This window comes from Exiguobacterium sp. s168 (genome assembly GCF_018619035.1).
Taxonomy (GTDB): Bacteria; Bacillota; Bacilli; order Exiguobacteriales; family Exiguobacteriaceae; genus Exiguobacterium_A; species Exiguobacterium_A acetylicum.
The window spans coordinates 16,138-34,134 of the sequence record NZ_JACSNE010000007.1 but is presented as its reverse complement, the minus strand read 5'-3'; the positions used below and the strand labels follow the sequence as shown (position 1 = coordinate 34,134).

Sequence of the window (17,997 nt, the reverse complement as noted above, 5' to 3'; positions counted from 1 at the left end):
ATGAACCACGAAATGCCACTTTACGAAATCCCACTCTGGGGTGACTTCGTTCTGTACGGTAGCTGGACGAACTTGATCACAGTATTGATTGCTGCTGCTCTCGTCTTCTTGATTGCCGTGGCCGGTACGCGACGTCTTGTGATGAAGCCAACCGGTGCTCAAAACGTGATGGAGATGTTCCTTGAATTCGTTCGCGGAATCATCAGCAGCACGATGGACTGGAAAACAGGGGGTCGCTTCCTTACGTTCGGAATGACATTATTCCTGTTCATCCTTGTGTCCAACATCATGGGTCTCCCATTCAACGTCGTGACGGGACACTACATTTGGTTCAACTCACCAACTGCAGATCCTTACGTGACACTGGCACTTTCATCTCTCGTAGTAGTCTTAAGTCATTACTACGGTGTGAAAATGCGAGGCTTCGGTGCTTATGCGAAAACATTCATGACACCGATGTTTATCATTACCATCATCGAGGAGTTTGCAAACACGTTGACGCTCGGTCTTCGTCTTTACGGAAACATCTTCGCTGGTGAAATCATGATCGGAATTATTCTTTCGATCGGTATCGTCTCTGGTACGAACGATTTCCAATTCCTCGGACCAGTCGGCGCGATCATCTCGGGTATCCCGATGTTGATCTGGCAAGGATTCTCACTCTTCATCGGTGGTATCCAAGCGTATATCTTCCTTATCTTGACGATGGTTTACATCGGACATAAGGCAGCGCACGACCATTAATTCGAAGGTAAAGCATCCGCTTTTCCGATAACAGCACGACAAATCAATGAACATACTCTAGGGAGGCAATTTATCATGAATCTTATTGCAACAGCGATCATCATCGGACTCGGCGCACTCGGCGCAGGTATCGGTAACGGTCTTATCGTAAACGGTACAGTATTAGGTCAAGCACGTCAGCCAGAACTCAAAAACGAACTTCGTCAAACAATGTTCATCGGTATCGGTCTCGTCGAGGCACTTCCAATCATCGGTGTAGCGGTCGGTTTCCTTCTTCTCAACTCTTAATCCACGATTAACGAGAACGGACTACATAGGGCGCTATTCGTTCAACGTTTGAGTGAACCGTCACGGGAGCTTAGGCTCCCTTATGTAGATATTGAAGTTGAACCAACCACGAGGGGAGTGTAATCGAATGAATCTAACGTATCTTGCGGCAGAGGCTGGCGGCGAAGGCAACCAACTCTTACTAGCCAACATGATCGTCACGATCGTCGTTTTCCTCTTGCTCCTCATCCTCTTGAAGAAATTCGCATGGGGCCCGCTCGTCAACATGATGAAAGCGCGGGAAGAGCATGTGGCTAGCGAGATCAACTCGGCTGAAAAGAGCCGTAAAGACGCTGAAGTCTACGTAGAACAACAACGCGAAGAATTAAACAAGGCGCGTACGGAAGCACGCGATCTTTTAGAAGCATCACGCCGTCAGGCAGAAGCAGAGCAAGCACGTGCGATGGAGCAGGCACGTCTTGAATCCGAAATGAGTAAGGAAGAAGCTCGCCGTGCGATCGAACGTGAACGCGCTGAAGCACAAGCTGCTTTGAAGAACGATGTCGCTCTTCAAGCAATCGCTGCAGCACGCCACGTCATGAAAACACAGCTTGCGACAGACGAAGCCGCTCAAAAAGCACTCGTCGATCAATTCCTTGCTGATACTAAGGGCACGAACTAATGCGTGATCACGTAGCGGGACGCTACGCAAAAGCGCTCTTCGATCTTGCGCTTGAGCACCATGTGCTCGAGCAAGCAGAAGCTGATGTGCGGACGCTCGGCGAAGTGCTCCACGCAACACCAGAGCTCGCTTCGGTTTTAGATAACCCATCGATTTCTGCTGAAGAGCTCAAGCAAGTTCTTCAAACAAGCTTCACTGGCTTCAACACGATCGTCTTGAACACATTGCTTGTCATGGTCGAAAACGACCGGGCGGCAGAGATCGTTACATTACCGGAACACTTCATTGCATTGTTGAATGAACACCGCAATGTCGCGACGGCAATCGTCACGAGTGCATACAAATTGTCGGACGAGGAACTCACGAAAGTGAAAGAGACGTTTGGCCAAAAATCAGGTAAAACGCTTGAAGTCGAGAACGTCGTCGACACGCGCGTCATCGGAGGACTTCGCGTCCAAATCGGTTACACGACATATGACGGAACGATCGAAACTAAACTAACGCGCCTTGAGCGTGAGCTGTTAAAAGCGTAAGAAAATAGGGGTGAAACGCATGAGCATTAGAGCTGAAGAAATCAGCGCCCTGCTTAAAGCGCGTATCGCGCAGTACGGTTCTACGATGGAAGTGAACGAGACAGGTACGGTCATCCAAATCGGTGATGGTATCGCTCGTGCACACGGACTCGACAACGTCATGTCGGGAGAGCTCGTAGAATTCGCTAACGGCACAATGGGCTTGGCGCAAAACTTAGAAGAAGGCAACGTCGGTATCATCATCCTCGGTGACTACCTTGAAATCAAAGAAGGCGACTCTGTTCGCCGTACGGGCCGCATCATGGAAGTACCAACAGGAGACGCACTCCTCGGACGTGTCGTCAACCCACTCGGTATGCCAATCGATGGTCTTGGTCCAATCGAAACAGAACACTACAACCCGATCGAGCGTAAGGCGTCTGGCGTCATGGCGCGTAAATCGGTACACGAACCACTTCAGACAGGAATCAAGGCGATCGATGCCCTCGTTCCAATCGGTCGTGGACAGCGTGAGTTGATCATCGGTGACCGTCAGACGGGTAAAACGTCGATCGCGATCGATACGATCATCAACCAAAAAGAAGAAAACATGATCTGTATCTACGTCGCAATCGGACAAAAAGAATCAACAGTCCGTGGCGTCGTCGAGACGCTCCGTAAAAACGGTGCCCTCGATTACACGATCGTCGTTTCGGCAGCGGCTTCACAGCCAGCTCCACTTCTTTACCTCGCACCATTCGCAGGTGTCGCGATGGGTGAACACTTCATGGACCAAGGCAAACACGTTCTTGTCATCTATGATGATCTTTCAAAACAAGCAGCTGCTTACCGTGAGCTTTCACTTCTCTTGAAACGCCCACCAGGCCGCGAAGCTTACCCAGGGGATGTCTTCTACCTCCACTCACGCCTTCTTGAGCGTGCGGCGAAGTTGAACGACGAGCTTGGCGCAGGTAGCTTGACTGCCCTTCCGTTCATCGAAACACAAGCGTCGGATATCTCAGCTTACATCCCGACGAACGTTATCTCGATCACGGATGGTCAAATCTTCCTTCAATCGGATCTCTTCTTCTCAGGTGTCCGTCCCGCGATCAACCCGGGTCTCTCGGTATCGCGTGTAGGTGGTTCGGCTCAAGTAAAAGCGATGAAGAAGGTAGCGGGTACGCTCCGTCTTGACCTCGCATCTTACCGTGAGCTTGAAGCATTCGCACAGTTCGGATCTGACCTTGATAAAGCGACTCAGTCGAAGCTTAACCGTGGTGAGCGGACAGTTGAAGTCTTGAAACAAGACTTGAACCAACCACTTACTGTCGATAAGCAAGTCATCATCATCTATGCCTTGACTCGTGGTCACCTTGATGATGTTGCTGTAACGGATATCCGTCGTTTTGAAAAGGAACTCAACCTCTGGCTTGATCAAAACCGCAAACAACTTTGCGATGAGATCCGTAAGACAGGTAACCTTCCAGCAGACGAAGAGATCGTAGCAGCAATCTCAGAATTTAAGAAAACGTTCCAAGCGACGGTTTAATCCGGCGGAACGCTCTTGATACTAACAAGGTGGTGAATCGAAATGGCATCGTTGCGCGAGATACAAACGCGGATCAACTCGACGAAAAGTACGAAACAGATCACGAAAGCGATGAACATGGTTTCGGCGTCGAAACTGAACCGCGCTCAAGCACATAGCGCGAAGTTCCAACCTTACATGCTGAAAATGCAAGAGGTACTCGGAACCATTGCGAATGGCACGACAGGTGCGAGCCATCCGATGCTCGAGAAACGTCCCGTCAAAAAGACGGGCTATATCGTCATCACATCGGATCGCGGCTTAGCTGGTGCATATAACGCCAACGTGCTGCGTGAAGTCTACCGGGAAATCAAAGAAAAGCATACTGCGGACAGTTACGTTCTCTTCGTGGTCGGTAAAGTCGGTGTCCAGTTCTTCCGTTCACGCGGAATTACGGTCACGGATGCGATCACAGGCTTGAACGATTCTCCTTCGTATGTCGACGTCGCTGAAATCGTGAAGCGCACAGTGAGTGCGTTCACGCTCGGCGAAATCGACGAGCTCAAGCTGTGCTACAACCACTTCTTATCTGTCATCAGCCAGGAAGTGAAAGTCGAAACGCTTCTCCCACTCGGAGAAATCGAAGCTTCGTCTTCGACGACTTATGAGTACGAGCCAAGCGAGGAACAAATCCTTGCTGAACTCCTCCCGCGTTATGCGGAGAGCTTGATCTTCGGTGCGCTTCTTGACGCGAAAGTAGCAGAACATGCGTCACGTATGACAGCAATGCAAAGTGCGACAGATAACGCAGATGACTTGATCGGTCGATTGACTCTCGTCTACAACCGAGCTCGACAAGCTGCAATCACGCAAGAAATCACAGAGATCGTCAGTGGGGCTGCTGCGCAGCAGTAATCCCGACTGGCGTAACGATAGGTAGGAGGAAACACGATGAACGAACTCGGTTTAAAAGGCCGCGTCGTCGCGGTCATGGGACCTGTCATCGACGTTAAGTTCGAAGGACACTTACCGAACATCTACAACGCGCTCCGTATTCAATATACGCCGCAAACTGTAGAAGAAGTGGCTATCGACTTGACGCTTGAGGTCGCCCTGCACCTTGGTGACGACGTCGTCCGTACCATTGCGATGGACTCAACGGATGGAGTACGCCGTGGAATTGAAGTAATCGATACGAATGCTCCAATCTCGGTACCCGTCGGAGAAGCGACACTTGGTCGCGTCTTCAACGTACTCGGTAACCCAATTGATGAAAAAGAAATCGCTGCTGACGTGGAACGTCTTCCGATCCACAAAAAAGCACCGACTTTCGATAACCTTTCAACGAAAGTTGAAATCCTCGAGACTGGAATTAAAGTCGTCGACTTGCTCGCTCCTTACATCAAGGGTGGTAAGATCGGTCTCTTCGGTGGTGCCGGTGTAGGTAAGACCGTCCTCATCCAGGAATTGATCAACAACATCGCGCAAGAGCACAGCGGTATCTCGGTATTCGCAGGTGTTGGTGAGCGGACGCGTGAAGGAAATGACTTGTTCCACGAGATGACGGATTCAGGCGTTATCAAACAAACAGCGATGGTCTTCGGTCAGATGAACGAACCACCGGGTGCACGTCTTCGTGTTGCCTTGACTGGTTTGACGATGGCAGAATACTTCCGTGATGAGCAAGGACAAGACGTTCTTCTCTTCGTTGATAACATCTTCCGTTATACACAAGCAGGTTCTGAGGTATCGGCCCTTCTCGGTCGTATGCCATCTGCCGTTGGTTACCAGCCAACACTCGCAACAGAGATGGGTATGCTTCAAGAGCGAATCACATCAACAAACAAAGGTTCGGTTACATCGATCCAAGCGGTTTATGTACCAGCCGATGACTATACTGACCCGGCTCCTGCGACGACGTTTGCTCACTTAGATGCAACGACGAACCTTGAGCGCCGTCTCTCTGAGATGGGGATCTATCCTGCCGTGGATCCACTTGCTTCGACATCACGTGCCCTTTCACCGGAAATCGTCGGCGAAGAGCACTACGGTGTTGCACGTCAAGTTCAGGAAACACTTCAGCGTTATAAAGAACTTCAAGATATCATCGCGATCCTCGGTATGGACGAGTTGTCAGAAGACGACAAATTGACTGTACACCGTGCGCGTCGTATCCAGTTCTTCTTGTCGCAGAACTTCCACGTAGCTGAGCAGTTCACAGGACAAAAAGGATCGTACGTCCCAGTTAAGGACACGATCCGCGGCTTCAAAGAAATCCTCGAAGGTAAACACGATGACTTAACGGAAGAAGCATTCCGTCTCGTCGGTCCGATCGAAGATGCGATTGAAAAAGCGAAGGCGCTTGTCTAAGTGACAAAGCATAAGGGGGACTTGAGATGAACACACTTCATGTCAATATCGTCACCCCGGATGGCGAAGTGTATGATGGCGATGTCCGTATGGTCGTTGCGAAGACGATTTCTGGTGAGATCGGGGTTCTCCCGCACCACGTCCCACTCGTAACACCACTCGACATCAGCATCTTGAAGTTGCGCCACGAAGATGGCGGACGCACGTTGATCGCTATCAGCGGTGGCTTTATGGAAGTGCGCCAGGATACTGTAACGGTTCTTGCGGAAACTGCGGAGCAAGCAGACAAGGTCGACTACGACCGGGCTGCAGCTGCGAAGGTTCGTGCAGAACGTCGTCTCCAGGACACGAAATTATCAGAACTCGAATTCAAGCGTGCTGAACTTTCACTGAAACGAGCAGTTAACCGTCTCAGCTTGAAAGACTACGGTCGCGATTGATTTGATGAAACCCCGGTTCCGTTCGCGGAGCCGGGGTTTTTTTGTATGAAACGTCAATGATTTTTCGTATGGCAACCGTTTTCGCAACACGATGAAGGATACAGGTTTAAAATACTGCAAAAATGTAAAAGTACACTATATGCCTCGTCTTCACGAATTCTTCAACCTTTTTTCAGTAGAAGACCAAATTTATCTTCAATAAATATATTTTATACGCTAAAATTAATTCAGCGTGTTCTTTTTTGTTTGCGCAATCATTCATTTTATGAAATCATAGTAGAGTTGAAGAAACTATGAAGAAGAGGTGCAACGAAAGTGACATCTATTGGTGTGAGTGCGTTAGTTAGTATGCTGGTCTACATCGTGGCGATTTTACTCGCCTGGTGGTCCTTGTTACCAGTCAAATGGGAGAAAATCCTGCAACATCCTAAAGGACCGCATGCGGTAGCCTTGCGAACGATTCTAGCAATTGCACTTGGATCCATCGTAGCGCGCTTTTTACTGGATTATGCCGGCTTTGCACAACGTCTTCAGTTTTTAATCGGGTGAACTTGTAACTGCATTGTAAACCCTGAAATGGTAATTTGTTTTAACATGGAACAGGACACTGCTCTTTCAATGAAGGAACACAGTCATTTAGCAATCATCTAACATTACAATCGAAACGTCGTATTGGCTTTGGAGTAAGAGATCAACTATAGGGAAGTTTCTTTTCTAACATTCGTTGAATTCCAACTATGATCCTCACCAATCACGAATTGAACATACTAGAACAGAAACGAAGCAGAGGAGTAGGGAGAATGGAAAAAATCGTTGTCCGTGGCGGACGTAAATTAGCTGGAACAGTCAAAGTAGAAGGTGCAAAGAACGCGGTCTTAAAAACACTTGTCGCGACATTGCTTGCATCGGAGGGACAATCGGTTCTTCAAAACGTACCACGTCTAGCAGACGTCTATACAATCAATAACGTCTTACGCAACTTGAACGCAGAAGTCGAGTTCGATGCAGAAGCAAACACGGTGACGGTCAATGCTGAGCCGGACCTCAAAGATGAGGCACCACTTGAGTACGTTCGTAAAATGCGGGCTTCGATTCTCGTCATGGGTCCATTACTCGCACGCCTCGGTCGCGCACGTGTTGCAATGCCAGGTGGTTGTGCGATCGGTTCACGTCCAATCGACCTTCACTTGAAAGGATTCGAAGCAATGGGCGCAAAAACGATCATCGGAAACGGATTCGTTGAGGCACAAGTCGACGGTCGTCTCCAAGGTGCAAAAATCTATCTTGACTTCCCATCAGTCGGTGCGACAGAGAACATCATGATGGCTGCGACACTCGCAGAAGGAACGACAGTCATCGAGAACGTCGCAAAAGAACCAGAAATCGTTGACCTTGCTAACTTCTTGAACGCAATGGGCGCAAAAGTCCGCGGTGCAGGTACAGAAACGATCCGCATCGAAGGCGTCGAGAAATTACACGGTGCAACACACTACGTCATCCCGGACCGGATCGAAGCAGGTACGTTCATGATCGCAGCAGCGATCACTGAAGGTGATGTCGAAGTCATCGGCGCTGAGCGCGAACACCTTCGTCCACTCATCTCGAAGATGGAAGAGATGGGCGTTAAGATCACGGATACGGAAGAAGGTCTCCGTGTCGTCGGTCCAGCAAAACTTGAAGCAGTTGACGTCAAGACGATGCCACACCCTGGTTTCCCGACAGACGTTCAAGCACAAATGATGGCACTCGTCCTCAAAGCAGGCGGCACATCGGTCATCACGGAAACAGTCTTCGAGAACCGTTTCATGCACGTTGAAGAATTCCGTCGTATGAACGCTGACATCAAGATTGAAGGTCGTTCATCGATCATCAACGGTGGCGTACAATTACAAGGCGCAGAAGTTCTTTCAACAGACCTTCGTTCAGGGGCAGCACTCGTCACAGCAGGGTTGATCGCTGAAGGTGAAACACGCGTCGGTGCACTTCACCACATCGACCGTGGATACGTCGACTTCCACTTGAAGTTACAAGCACTTGGTGCAGACGTAGAACGTGTGACTGAAGAAGTAGCAGTCGTTGAAGAAACAGCTGCAACAAAACTTTAAGCACTTATATAAGAGCATCATCCCATTTGCGGGATGGTGCTCTTTTTGTCGTCTTTTGAAAAGGACGACAATGAAATCCGAAAAGCGGAAAAAGAAAGTCGTTTCACGAGGGGGCATATGCTAGAATTGAAAGGTATGTATACATAAATGGGTTAGACGTCCAAACGACGTTCTATATTTTGGAAGAATAGCCAGTGGGTAAAGGAGAGCACACGAGATGTTTTCAAGAGATATCGGAATCGACTTAGGGACGGCGAACGTCGTCATTCATGTCAAAGGTAGAGGCATCGTCCTCGATGAGCCATCGGTCGTCGCGATCGATAAGGCAACAGGTAAGATTCATGCGGTAGGTACGGAAGCACACTTGATGGTAGGGCGGACGCCGGGGAACATCGTGGCCATTCGACCACTTCAAGACGGTGTCATTGCTGATTTTGAAATGACGGAAGCAATGCTTCGCCATTTCATCGATAAGATTGAAGTCCGTAAGATGTTCGGTGGAGTCCGGATGTTGATCTGTACACCAGCAAGCATCACGACGGTTGAAGCGAAGGCAATTCGTCAAGCCGGTGAAAAATCAGGCGCAAAGACGGTCTTCCTCGAAGTCGAGCCGAAGGTCGCAGCAGTCGGTGCCGGTATGGACATTTGGATGCCAGCAGGGCACATGGTCATTGATATCGGTGGCGGAACGACGGATGTTGCCGTACTTTCAATGGGTGATATCGTATGCGGGGAGACGATCAAAGTCGCAGGAGATCGTTTCGACCACGACATCATCCGTTCGATCAAGGATACACATAAGCTCATCATCGGAGAACGGACGGCACAAGCCGTCAAGACGACGGTTGCTACTGTTTCAGAAGACGGACGGAGCGAACAGATGGATATTCGCGGACGAAATCTCGTGACGGGTTTACCACACAACATCACGGTGACATCAGAAGAGATGCACGATGCGCTTGCGGAAGCAGCGATGGAGATCGTCGAGGCAACGAAGCGTGTACTCGAGAAGACACCACCGGAGCTTGCAGCGGACATCATCGATCGTGGTATCATCCTAACGGGTGGGGGCGCGTTGCTGGACGGAATCGATCAACTGCTTGCAAAAGAACTTGGTCTACCGGTTCTGATCGCAGAAGATCCGATGTTATGTGTCGCACGCGGTACAGGAATCATGCTCGATAACCTCGGAAAGTAAGAACATCGAGATGAATTAAAAGATGGTTCTTCTCAGTAATGGGAAGGACCACTTTTCATTTTGGGACGATGTGGAAGAAAAGAAAGACTTGCTCCATTTGACCCGCTTTCCTCAGGCGAGACACAAGCCAGTCTTCACTGTTCGTATAACAGTGAACCCGGGTCTTGTTTGTCTCTGACAGCGCAAAAATTTGCGCTTTTTCCTGGAGGAGTCGGATCAATGATAGCAAGTCTTTTTTCCTGTGCCTTCGTTTCAAATCTTTATGTTCTCACTGCGTACTACGCATGAACGCTTGGTAGGATTCAAAATCATGATAGACGATCGCACTTGGCGGCAGCGAACTGGCCATCGTCTGATTGACGAGCTGATTCAACTGCGTTCGTGTCTTACCGTAAAACGTGATATCCGGCGTCTCTGGGAGTTCGGTGAACTCGATCGCATACGATAAAGTATGATTGTTGCTTGCGGCATAGAGTGCATCGGTCATCGTGATGGCGCCAAGTCCGTTACCACCACCATAGACGGTCCGGTAACTCATCAACGTGACTTCGTCAGCAAGATCCATTGCCCATTCGCTGAGAGGGCGACTGTTCGCATCCTGTACGGTATGGAACCAGAACGGGAGGAACAGTTGCAGTGGTAATCCTTCAGCAGACGCTTTCTCGCGGAAGGCGAGTAAGATGCGTTCATAGGAGGCGATGACACGTGGCTGGTCCGTCTCCCACTCAGGTAAGGCATACGGTTCGAGATCGACGCTGATGCCATCCGGATGACTGATCGTTTCCTGTTGATAGGTCGAGATCCAGGCGAGTGGATCCTCGACGTTCGGTCGAGCTGTCGTTCCTTCGTTTGTGATCCAGCGTGGCTGTCCGAATAAAAAATAGACTTCGATTCCGACAGCATGCGCTTTTTCAACGAATGTTCGGTAGAGAGTACGGTCACCCTCGACAGCGACATGCAGATAGACACGTTTCATCTGTCTGTTTGCCAGCTGATTGATCTTCGTTGAAATGGATTTGGCCTCTGGGATGGACCAGATGACCGTGTGACGAGTGACGGAAACGGCAGCTGAACTCTTGAGTGGTAGTCCGAATTGAAGCAACGATAGACAGACTACGCCAATCAAAAAGCGTTTCATTTCAATTTCACTCCTTCGTGTGGATTACCTTACTATCGGTCGTAGTGCACTAACTTATATGCATCAAAGGTCCCGTTCTACACTTTGACAGTTCAAATCCTAGACATTTCACAATGTGAAGTGTATATTAAAAGTTGTTGCATTGAAACGAATTGTCAATTAAAAGGAAGTGATGCCACAATGCCATTGTGGAAAAGAAATTTAGTCGTCGTCTGGTTCGGTAGTTTTTTGACCGCCGCCGCCCTCAGTCTCGTATTACCGTTTTTGCCTTTATTCATTGAAGAACTCGGTGTCGACAGCCGACAAGATATTACGACCTGGTCCGGTATCGCCTTTGGTGCAACCTTCCTCGTCGCTGCGATCGTCTCACCAATCTGGGGACGTCTCGCCGATCGAAAAGGACGGAAGCTGATGTTGCTCCGAGCAAGTCTTGGTATGTCGATCGTCATGTTCTTGATTAGTTTTGTTCAAGACGTCTATCAACTCGTCTTCTTACGTCTTGTCATGGGAGCCGTATCCGGATTCATCTCAGCCGGGATTACACTCGTTGCTTCCCAAACCCCAAAAGAGAAAAGTGGCTGGGCGCTCGGCACCCTGTCGACCGGTGGGATTGCCGGTGGATTGCTAGGACCTCTCATTGGAGGATTCCTCGCCGACGTTGTTGGGCTTCGACCCGTTTTTCTCTTTACGAGCGTTCCGCTCTTCATTACCTTCCTCGTGACCTACTTCTTAGTCAAAGAAGAATTCGTCCCAATGGAAGTCAAAAAAATGGCGTCCGCGAAGGAAATCATCCAATCGCTTCGTCATCCGGAACTTATCTTAAGTCTGTTCTTGACGACGTTCCTGATTCAGTTCGCGGCACAATCGATTAGTCCGATCCTGTCGCTGTACGTTCGGGAACTCAGTCCTGGTACAGAACGTCTGGCACTATTATCCGGGATTGTCGCTTCGGCACCTGGTATCGCGGCCTTAATCGCAGCGCAACGACTCGGTCGTCTGTCAGATAAGATTGGTGCAGAACGCGTCTTATTCTTTGCGTTACTCGTCTTTGCGGCCTTCTTGATTCCGCAAGCATTCGTTACGGATACAAGTCAATTGATCGTCTTACGGATGGGAATTGGTTTTGCGACAGCAGCACTGATGCCGTCGGTACAGACATTGCTCCGGAAGAATACGCCAGCGAATGCGTCAGGTCGTATCTTCGGATATAACCAGTCTGCACAGTTCATGGGGAACTTCCTCGGACCACTGGCAGGTGGACAAATTGCTGGTCACTTCGGTTTTGAAGCGTTGTTCCTCTTCACCGGCTTGATCGTCATCACGAATGCCGTGCTTGAGCGGACGCAGACTGCTGTCTTGAACAAAAATCCGAATAACTAAGGAAAGCTTCCATTCCCGTTTGATTAAGGGGATGGAAGCTTTTTTCATACAGTCGATTGTTCGAAGAAGTCATCGACGCGGGAATGATGGGAATGATTTAACTGTTCTTGGACGATGAGAGACAAGGCGCGAACTTGGAAGTCAGCGACGTAGTAGAAGAGACCGTTATCGAGTTCTGAAATCGACGTCGGTTCAATAAAGATATCAGGATGTGTCAGGTGATGCAGTTGCAGAGAGAGCTCCAGTTTATGCTTTACCGGTAGACGAATCGAGGAATAGAAAGAGATCGTCCGATTCGTACAACGATTGATTAAGATCGGAGACGATCCGACTTGGATTGGCTGTCCGTTCAGCTTCGAAATCGTCACCTTCGCATGAAGGCTTAAAATCGGCTCCTTCGGTGGAGCGGTGCCCGTATCTTTTGGATAGAGGGTGCCGTTTGCAAGCAACTGCTTGAACGTCTCGATATCGACCGGTTTACTGAAAAGATAGCCTTGAATCATGTCGCATTCTAAATCGCGATACAGATTCAACTGTTGCATGTTCTCGATGCCTTCCGCGACGACGGTCAAACCGAATTCTTTCGCCATGTAGATGACACTTTTAATGACAGAGAGGCTCTTTGGATCATGTTCGGCATGAATCGCAAACGATCGATCAATCTTCAAACAATGCACCGGATAACGCTGGACATAGGAAATCGAAGAGTAAGCCGTTCCGAAATCATCGAGTGAGAGTTTGACACCGAGATCAACGAGACGATTGAGTGTCTCAAGGACTTGTCCGCCTTCGAGTAGAACATCTGATTCAAGGAGTTCGATTTCTAAGAGGTGACCGGGCACACCGTGTTTCTTTAAGTGTCGTTCGACGATATTCGCGAAATCGCCGTAAAACAATCGTTTCGGTGATAAGTTGATCGAGAGCGGAACGACATGTTCCGGTTGTTCATCGAGCAGATCACGAATCAATCGACAGGCTTGATCGAGTACCCAGTCCCCGATGTGGATATAGAGGTCACTCTCTTCCGAAAGCGACAGGAAGTCCTTTGGCGCAAGTCGTCCCCATTCCGGGTGATCCCATCGAATCAATGCTTCCGCACCAACGATACGTCCGCTCCAACTATCGACTTTCGGTTGATACTCAAGGAACAGCTGGTTCTGACTGATGACATGTCGCAAATCGCGTTCGAGTTGATAACGACGGTACGTCGTGATGTCGAGTTTTGATGAATAGAACTGGAAGTTACTCTTAGAGATCGACTTCGCACGTCGGAGTGCCGTGTATGTCTGTTTGATCAGTTCTTCCGCTGTATGATCATGATGGACGGAATAGGTGATGCCGATGAAGACCTTCGAAAACAATTCGTAGGATAAGACGTCGAACCGGTGATGGGTCAGCTCGAGCAATTGATTGGCAAGCTCGATTGCTCGTGTTTCGTCAATCTTACCTTTTAAGATGATAAGGAATTTATCACCGAATAGATGACCGATGAATACCTCTTTTTTGATAAGCTTTTTCACGGCGTTGCTCGTCTGTCGAATCCACTCTTCCCCGATTTCGTGACCAAATCGTTCGGTCAGAACACTATGTTGATTGAAAGTGACCGTCAATAAAGTGAACGGTGAACGATGCGTCAACAACTCACGAACTTGTTCTAACGTGAAAGCATGATTTGGTAAATCAGTGATCGGATCATGCATCGATAGGTGCCAAATCTCATGTTGCTGCTCCTTGAGTCGTGTGATGTCGGTCGAGACACCGTAGTGTCCGAGGACATCGCCATTCGCATCGATGATTGGGATACACGTCTCTTCGACCCAGAATTGGCGATCGGGATAGTTTAGACGGTAAACGAGTCGAACGACTTCACCTTGGCGAATTTTTGGATACGCGTCTTTCATGATGACGAGGTCTTCTGCTGAGACGAGTTTCGTCCACAGTTGATGATCTTGTTCGATCCGCCGAAGGTAATCAGTGTATGGTTCGAGAAAACCGGCAGCATGGAAGGTCACGGAATCATCACTATAACGGTGTTCGTACGCCGTCGTATGCAGTGACGTGAAAAACTTCTTGAGGGATGCGATCGCCAGATCCCGTTCTTGTTCAAGTTGGATGAGAGGTGTCGCATCCTTGAGGATGAAGAGAATCGAACTGGGAATCGTATCCGTCTGAACGACACCTTCACAGTGGACGATCTTTTGGAAACGACTTCTACGTCCCATTCGTAATTGCATCGCGAAGGTCGGAATTTGGCCTTTATGAAGTGCAAGACTTTGTTCGCGAAAAATCGTTCGATCTTCTGGGTGGATTTCTTCAAGAAAGTCGTAGGCATCCATCTTCACTAAATGTTTTTTGGAGAGTTGTAATAGTGTGGCGAGAGAAGGGGACGTGGCGACTTCTTTTGACGTCGGGAAGTATTCAACGAAACTGACGCCCTCGATCGAGTTCGTCAATCGGTCTTTCATCAAGAGACGCTGATAATCGGTTCGGAGTTCTTGATGGTGTGACACATCACGGGCAATCCCGTAGAGACCGATGATGACGCGTTGATCGTAAATCGGGATGTTCGTGACGTTCAAGGTCAGCCAATGACCATCTTTATGTCGAACCGTCGTCGTGAAATGGACGGTTTCACCAGCATAGACCCGCTTCTTGAATTGGTTGACCGTCTCGACTTCATTCGCTTTCAAAAATGTCTCGAAATGAAGCTTTTGAAGACTATCCCGATCGTATCCAAGCAGGAGCGGAAATTTATTGTTGAAGGAAATGAAGTGACCCTTCGTATCCATCGTATAGACGGCATCCGGATGGTTCTCTAAAAAATATGTGACGTCTGACAGTGTGTATAAATCCAAAGACCCAGGGACAGTTCGTTCAGTGACTCGTTTTTTAAAGAAGCTCATAGGATTCACCTCAGGCATCTTGAATTTGTTAGTTTTAGTATAGCAATATTTGTAAATTTTGAATATATAAACCCTTAAAAAAGAGGATAATGTAATTTTGGTAGGCCTTTCGATTCATCTCTTACGTATATTACCTTTTTGTTCAAAAAAACTCATAATTCACGTCAAGTCGACCGATATACTGAGAGGAAAGAATTGAACATGAAGTCAATGAGGAGATGAACGCATGCTACGAGGAATGTACACGGCGTCGAATGCGATGCAGGCATTACAACGCCAACAGGAAATGCTCAGCAATAACTTGGCGAATGCGCGGACGCCGGGCTTCCGCGCTGATCAGGCGTCACTCCGGACGTTTCCGGAGATGCTGATCCAGCAGACAGCAAACAATGAACGGACAGGTGTGCGGGGAGTCGCGACGGTCGGAAAACTCGCGACCGGTGTCTTCATGCAGGCAGCGACACCGAACTTCACGCAAGGTTCGATCACGGAGACGGGCAATGCAACGGACTTGCAAATCAGTTCGCTTGAAGGGGCACCGCTCTTTACGATTCGTCATCAGGATCCGTTGACGGGAGAGGAAGAGACGCTTTATACGACGAACGGACAGTTCGCCGTCGGACAGGATGGATTACTCCGGACAACGGAGAATGATCTCGTCCTCGATACGAACGGACAACCACTTAACGTCGTCAATGAAGATTTCCTCGTTGACGCGAATGGTGCCGTCACAGACGGAAACGGTCAGGCGATCGGTAACCTAGGTCTTGTCGTAACTGATCAACCGGAGACGCTTGAGCGGACAGGAAACGGTTTGTTCCGTTCCGCTAATCCGTTGAACGCCGGAAACGTCCGAGTCGATCAAGGTGTACTCGAACTCGGAAACGTTGAAGTGGAACAGACGATGGCAGAGATGAATGCCGGTCTGCGCCAGTTCGAAGCCAATCAAAAAGTCATTCAAGCGTACGATCGGACAGCGGAGAAGGCTGTTTCCGAAATCGGACGCGTTCGCTAATAGGAGGATACGATGCAATCAATCTATACATCCGCAAGTACGATGGGACAGTTGCAAAAGCAGCTCGATACGACCGGTCAAAACTTAGCTAACGTCGATACGAACGGCTATAAACGTCGGGATGCTCAGTTTAATGAACTGCTCGTCCGTAACATCAACAACCAAGCGACAGGTTTTACGCCAGGTCCGTTGACGACACCAGAAGGACTTCGACTCGGTGTCGGAGGCTACGTCGCAAACGAAGCGACACGCTTTGGCGTCGGAACGTTCCGGACGACAGACCGAAAACTCGATGCTGCACTTGGGAATCCACATCATTTCTTCGGTGTCGTCGATACGGATGGCGTGACGAAGTTCACGCGAGACGGGAACTTTCAGTTGTCGCCACAAGCGAACGGACAAGTCCTGCTGACGGATGATGCCGGACGCTCCGTCATCAACCAGGCGAATGATCCAATCGTTTTGCCAGCGAACGCGACGGAGATTGAACTGAACAAGGATGGCAATATCACGGGAATCCTAAACGGAGATCGACGTGTCCTCGCTCGAGTAGGTGTCGCGGACATTCCAAACTACGGTGAGTTGACGGAAGTCGGTGGTGGTTTGTTTACAGCAACCGGACAATACCAGAATGCAGCGGGCAATCCATTGACGGTCGGCCGACTTGAGACATCAAACGTCGATATGGCGCTTGAGATGACGAACTTGACGCAGCTCCAGCGGGCGTATCAGTTCAACTCGAAAGCCTTGATGACGAGTGATCAGATGATGGGAATCGTTACGTCTCTTAAATAATTGCAAATCAAAAGGGTGGTGCTTCTCAAATCGAGAGGCATCACCCTTTTCGTTATTTTTCCTGTAAGGCAAGATAAATTGCTGCCATATCAGCATCACCATAATCAGGTTTCGCTTCAGTGTAGCTAGCGTTCGTCGCTTGGGCAAGGGGGAGCTCAAGCCGTTGGCGTGTGGCTTCTGCCGTGATAAGCCCGAGATCTTTCGCCATCAGCCGGAGTGGGAAGGCAGAAGGGAAGTCATTCTTCCGGTACATGTCGCGTTTGCCGGTGAAGAGCGGCGTATTCATGCCGGAAGCACTGATCATCTTAATCAACTTCTCTTTTTCAAGTCCTGCACCTTCTCCAAGGAGTAATGTCTCCGCAACCCCCTGACCGACGACAGTAAGCAACAAATTAATGGCGAGTTTCGCCGCACTTCCCGTACCGTGCGCTCCAAAATGAATCGTTTCCTTGCCGAGTAAGTCGAGATACGGCTGACAAGTCGCGATGACTTTCACGTCACCACCAGCAAGCAGGACGAGCTGACCGTTTTCTGCGACTGGAACAGAACCTGATACAGGAGATTCGAGATACGTACCGTTATGCTCTTCGACGAGACGAGCCATCTCCTTCGTTTCTTCTGGTGAGATTGTGCTCAAATTGACGATTGTCTTACCATCGAGATCCTCTTTCACATTTTCGAGAACGGACGCAACAGCCGGTCCGTCAGCTAACATGATGAAAAGAATGTCGCTCTGACGGACCGCATCTCGTGCCTCTTCGACAGCCGTTGCGCCTTTCTCTACTAAAGGAGCTGTTTTTTCATACGTCCGGTTGTAGACGACCAAGTCATGACCACCGTCGAGTAGACGTTTTGCCATCGGTACACCCATATGTCCTAAACCAATCCATCCAAGTTGCATGTTGATTCCTCCTTAAAAT

The 17,997-nt window shown here is 49.2% G+C and carries 17 protein-coding genes; 14 read left to right on the top strand and 3 right to left on the bottom strand.

The features are described from left to right. From atpB to mreB, 11 genes are all read left to right on the top strand, one after another. Nucleotides 1-744, top strand: coding sequence for a F0F1 ATP synthase subunit A (gene atpB / locus KNQ15_RS06245; RefSeq protein ID WP_023469500.1), 744 nt, complete (start codon nucleotides 1-3; stop codon nucleotides 742-744). A gap of 75 nt (nucleotides 745-819) precedes the next feature. Next, nucleotides 820-1,032 carry a F0F1 ATP synthase subunit C gene (atpE, locus tag KNQ15_RS06240; protein ID WP_023469499.1) on the top strand — a complete coding sequence of 71 codons (213 nt, stop codon included), beginning with the start codon at nucleotides 820-822 and terminating at the stop codon, nucleotides 1,030-1,032. A 127-nt stretch (nucleotides 1,033-1,159) separates the two neighbouring features. Next, on the top strand, nucleotides 1,160-1,693 hold the full coding sequence (gene atpF / locus KNQ15_RS06235) for a F0F1 ATP synthase subunit B (protein ID WP_023469498.1): 534 nt from the start codon (nucleotides 1,160-1,162) through the stop codon (nucleotides 1,691-1,693). Then, nucleotides 1,693-2,226 (top strand): F0F1 ATP synthase subunit delta, encoded by a 534-nt coding sequence (locus KNQ15_RS06230; protein WP_029342740.1) that lies wholly within the window; start codon nucleotides 1,693-1,695, stop codon nucleotides 2,224-2,226. Before atpF ends, KNQ15_RS06230 begins: the two co-directional genes overlap by 1 nt. Nucleotides 2,227-2,245: 19 nt before the next feature. Continuing rightward, nucleotides 2,246-3,754, top strand: a complete 1,509-nt coding sequence (atpA, locus tag KNQ15_RS06225) for a F0F1 ATP synthase subunit alpha (protein ID WP_023469496.1) — start codon at nucleotides 2,246-2,248, stop codon at nucleotides 3,752-3,754. 42 nt (nucleotides 3,755-3,796) lie between these two features. Continuing rightward, nucleotides 3,797-4,648, top strand: a complete 852-nt coding sequence (gene atpG / locus KNQ15_RS06220; protein WP_047394533.1) for an ATP synthase F1 subunit gamma — start codon at nucleotides 3,797-3,799, stop codon at nucleotides 4,646-4,648. A 36-nt stretch (nucleotides 4,649-4,684) separates the two neighbouring features. Then, nucleotides 4,685-6,103, top strand: a complete 1,419-nt coding sequence (gene atpD / locus KNQ15_RS06215; protein ID WP_029342738.1) for a F0F1 ATP synthase subunit beta — start codon at nucleotides 4,685-4,687, stop codon at nucleotides 6,101-6,103. A gap of 26 nt (nucleotides 6,104-6,129) precedes the next feature. Then, nucleotides 6,130-6,543 (top strand): F0F1 ATP synthase subunit epsilon, encoded by a 414-nt coding sequence (locus KNQ15_RS06210; RefSeq protein ID WP_029342737.1) that lies wholly within the window; start codon nucleotides 6,130-6,132, stop codon nucleotides 6,541-6,543. A 315-nt stretch (nucleotides 6,544-6,858) separates the two neighbouring features. Beyond that, a complete protein-coding gene (locus tag KNQ15_RS06205) occupies nucleotides 6,859-7,092 on the top strand; it encodes a DUF1146 domain-containing protein (protein WP_029342736.1) in 234 nt (77 codons plus the stop codon). A gap of 251 nt (nucleotides 7,093-7,343) precedes the next feature. Then, on the top strand, nucleotides 7,344-8,648 hold the full coding sequence (murA, locus tag KNQ15_RS06200; RefSeq protein WP_029342735.1) for a UDP-N-acetylglucosamine 1-carboxyvinyltransferase: 1,305 nt from the start codon (nucleotides 7,344-7,346) through the stop codon (nucleotides 8,646-8,648). A gap of 217 nt (nucleotides 8,649-8,865) precedes the next feature. Next, nucleotides 8,866-9,846 carry a rod shape-determining protein MreB gene (gene mreB / locus KNQ15_RS06195; RefSeq protein WP_029342734.1) on the top strand — a complete coding sequence of 327 codons (981 nt, stop codon included), beginning with the start codon at nucleotides 8,866-8,868 and terminating at the stop codon, nucleotides 9,844-9,846. Between the two features lie 268 nt (nucleotides 9,847-10,114). Here the strand turns inward: mreB and KNQ15_RS06190 are convergent, their stop codons facing one another. Next, entirely contained in the window at nucleotides 10,115-10,984 is an 870-nt protein-coding gene (locus KNQ15_RS06190; protein ID WP_047394538.1) for a hypothetical protein, read from the bottom strand. A gap of 180 nt (nucleotides 10,985-11,164) precedes the next feature. On the opposite strand from KNQ15_RS06190, the gene KNQ15_RS06185 reads away from it, so the two are divergent. Continuing rightward, the gene (locus KNQ15_RS06185) at nucleotides 11,165-12,364 is read left to right on the top strand and encodes a multidrug efflux MFS transporter (RefSeq protein WP_047394542.1); all 1,200 of its coding nucleotides are present in this window, start codon (nucleotides 11,165-11,167) and stop codon (nucleotides 12,362-12,364) included. Nucleotides 12,365-12,408: 44 nt separating this feature from the next. On the opposite strand, the gene KNQ15_RS06180 is transcribed toward KNQ15_RS06185, so the two are convergent. Next, entirely contained in the window at nucleotides 12,409-15,267 is a 2,859-nt protein-coding gene (locus KNQ15_RS06180) for a sensor domain-containing protein (RefSeq protein WP_214728359.1), read from the bottom strand. A 226-nt stretch (nucleotides 15,268-15,493) separates the two neighbouring features. Between KNQ15_RS06180 and KNQ15_RS06175 the strand changes: the two genes are divergently transcribed. Both KNQ15_RS06175 and KNQ15_RS06170 read left to right on the top strand, forming a co-directional pair. Beyond that, entirely contained in the window at nucleotides 15,494-16,282 is a 789-nt protein-coding gene (locus KNQ15_RS06175; RefSeq protein WP_047394545.1) for a flagellar hook-basal body protein, read from the top strand. 12 nt (nucleotides 16,283-16,294) lie between these two features. After that, nucleotides 16,295-17,077, top strand: coding sequence for a flagellar hook-basal body protein (locus tag KNQ15_RS06170; protein ID WP_029342729.1), 783 nt, complete (start codon nucleotides 16,295-16,297; stop codon nucleotides 17,075-17,077). A 52-nt stretch (nucleotides 17,078-17,129) separates the two neighbouring features. Here the strand turns inward: KNQ15_RS06170 and KNQ15_RS06165 are convergent, their stop codons facing one another. Further along, nucleotides 17,130-17,978, bottom strand: a complete 849-nt coding sequence (locus KNQ15_RS06165) for an NAD(P)-dependent oxidoreductase (RefSeq protein ID WP_214728357.1) — start codon at nucleotides 17,976-17,978, stop codon at nucleotides 17,130-17,132. Nucleotides 17,979-17,997: the final 19 nt, after the last annotated feature.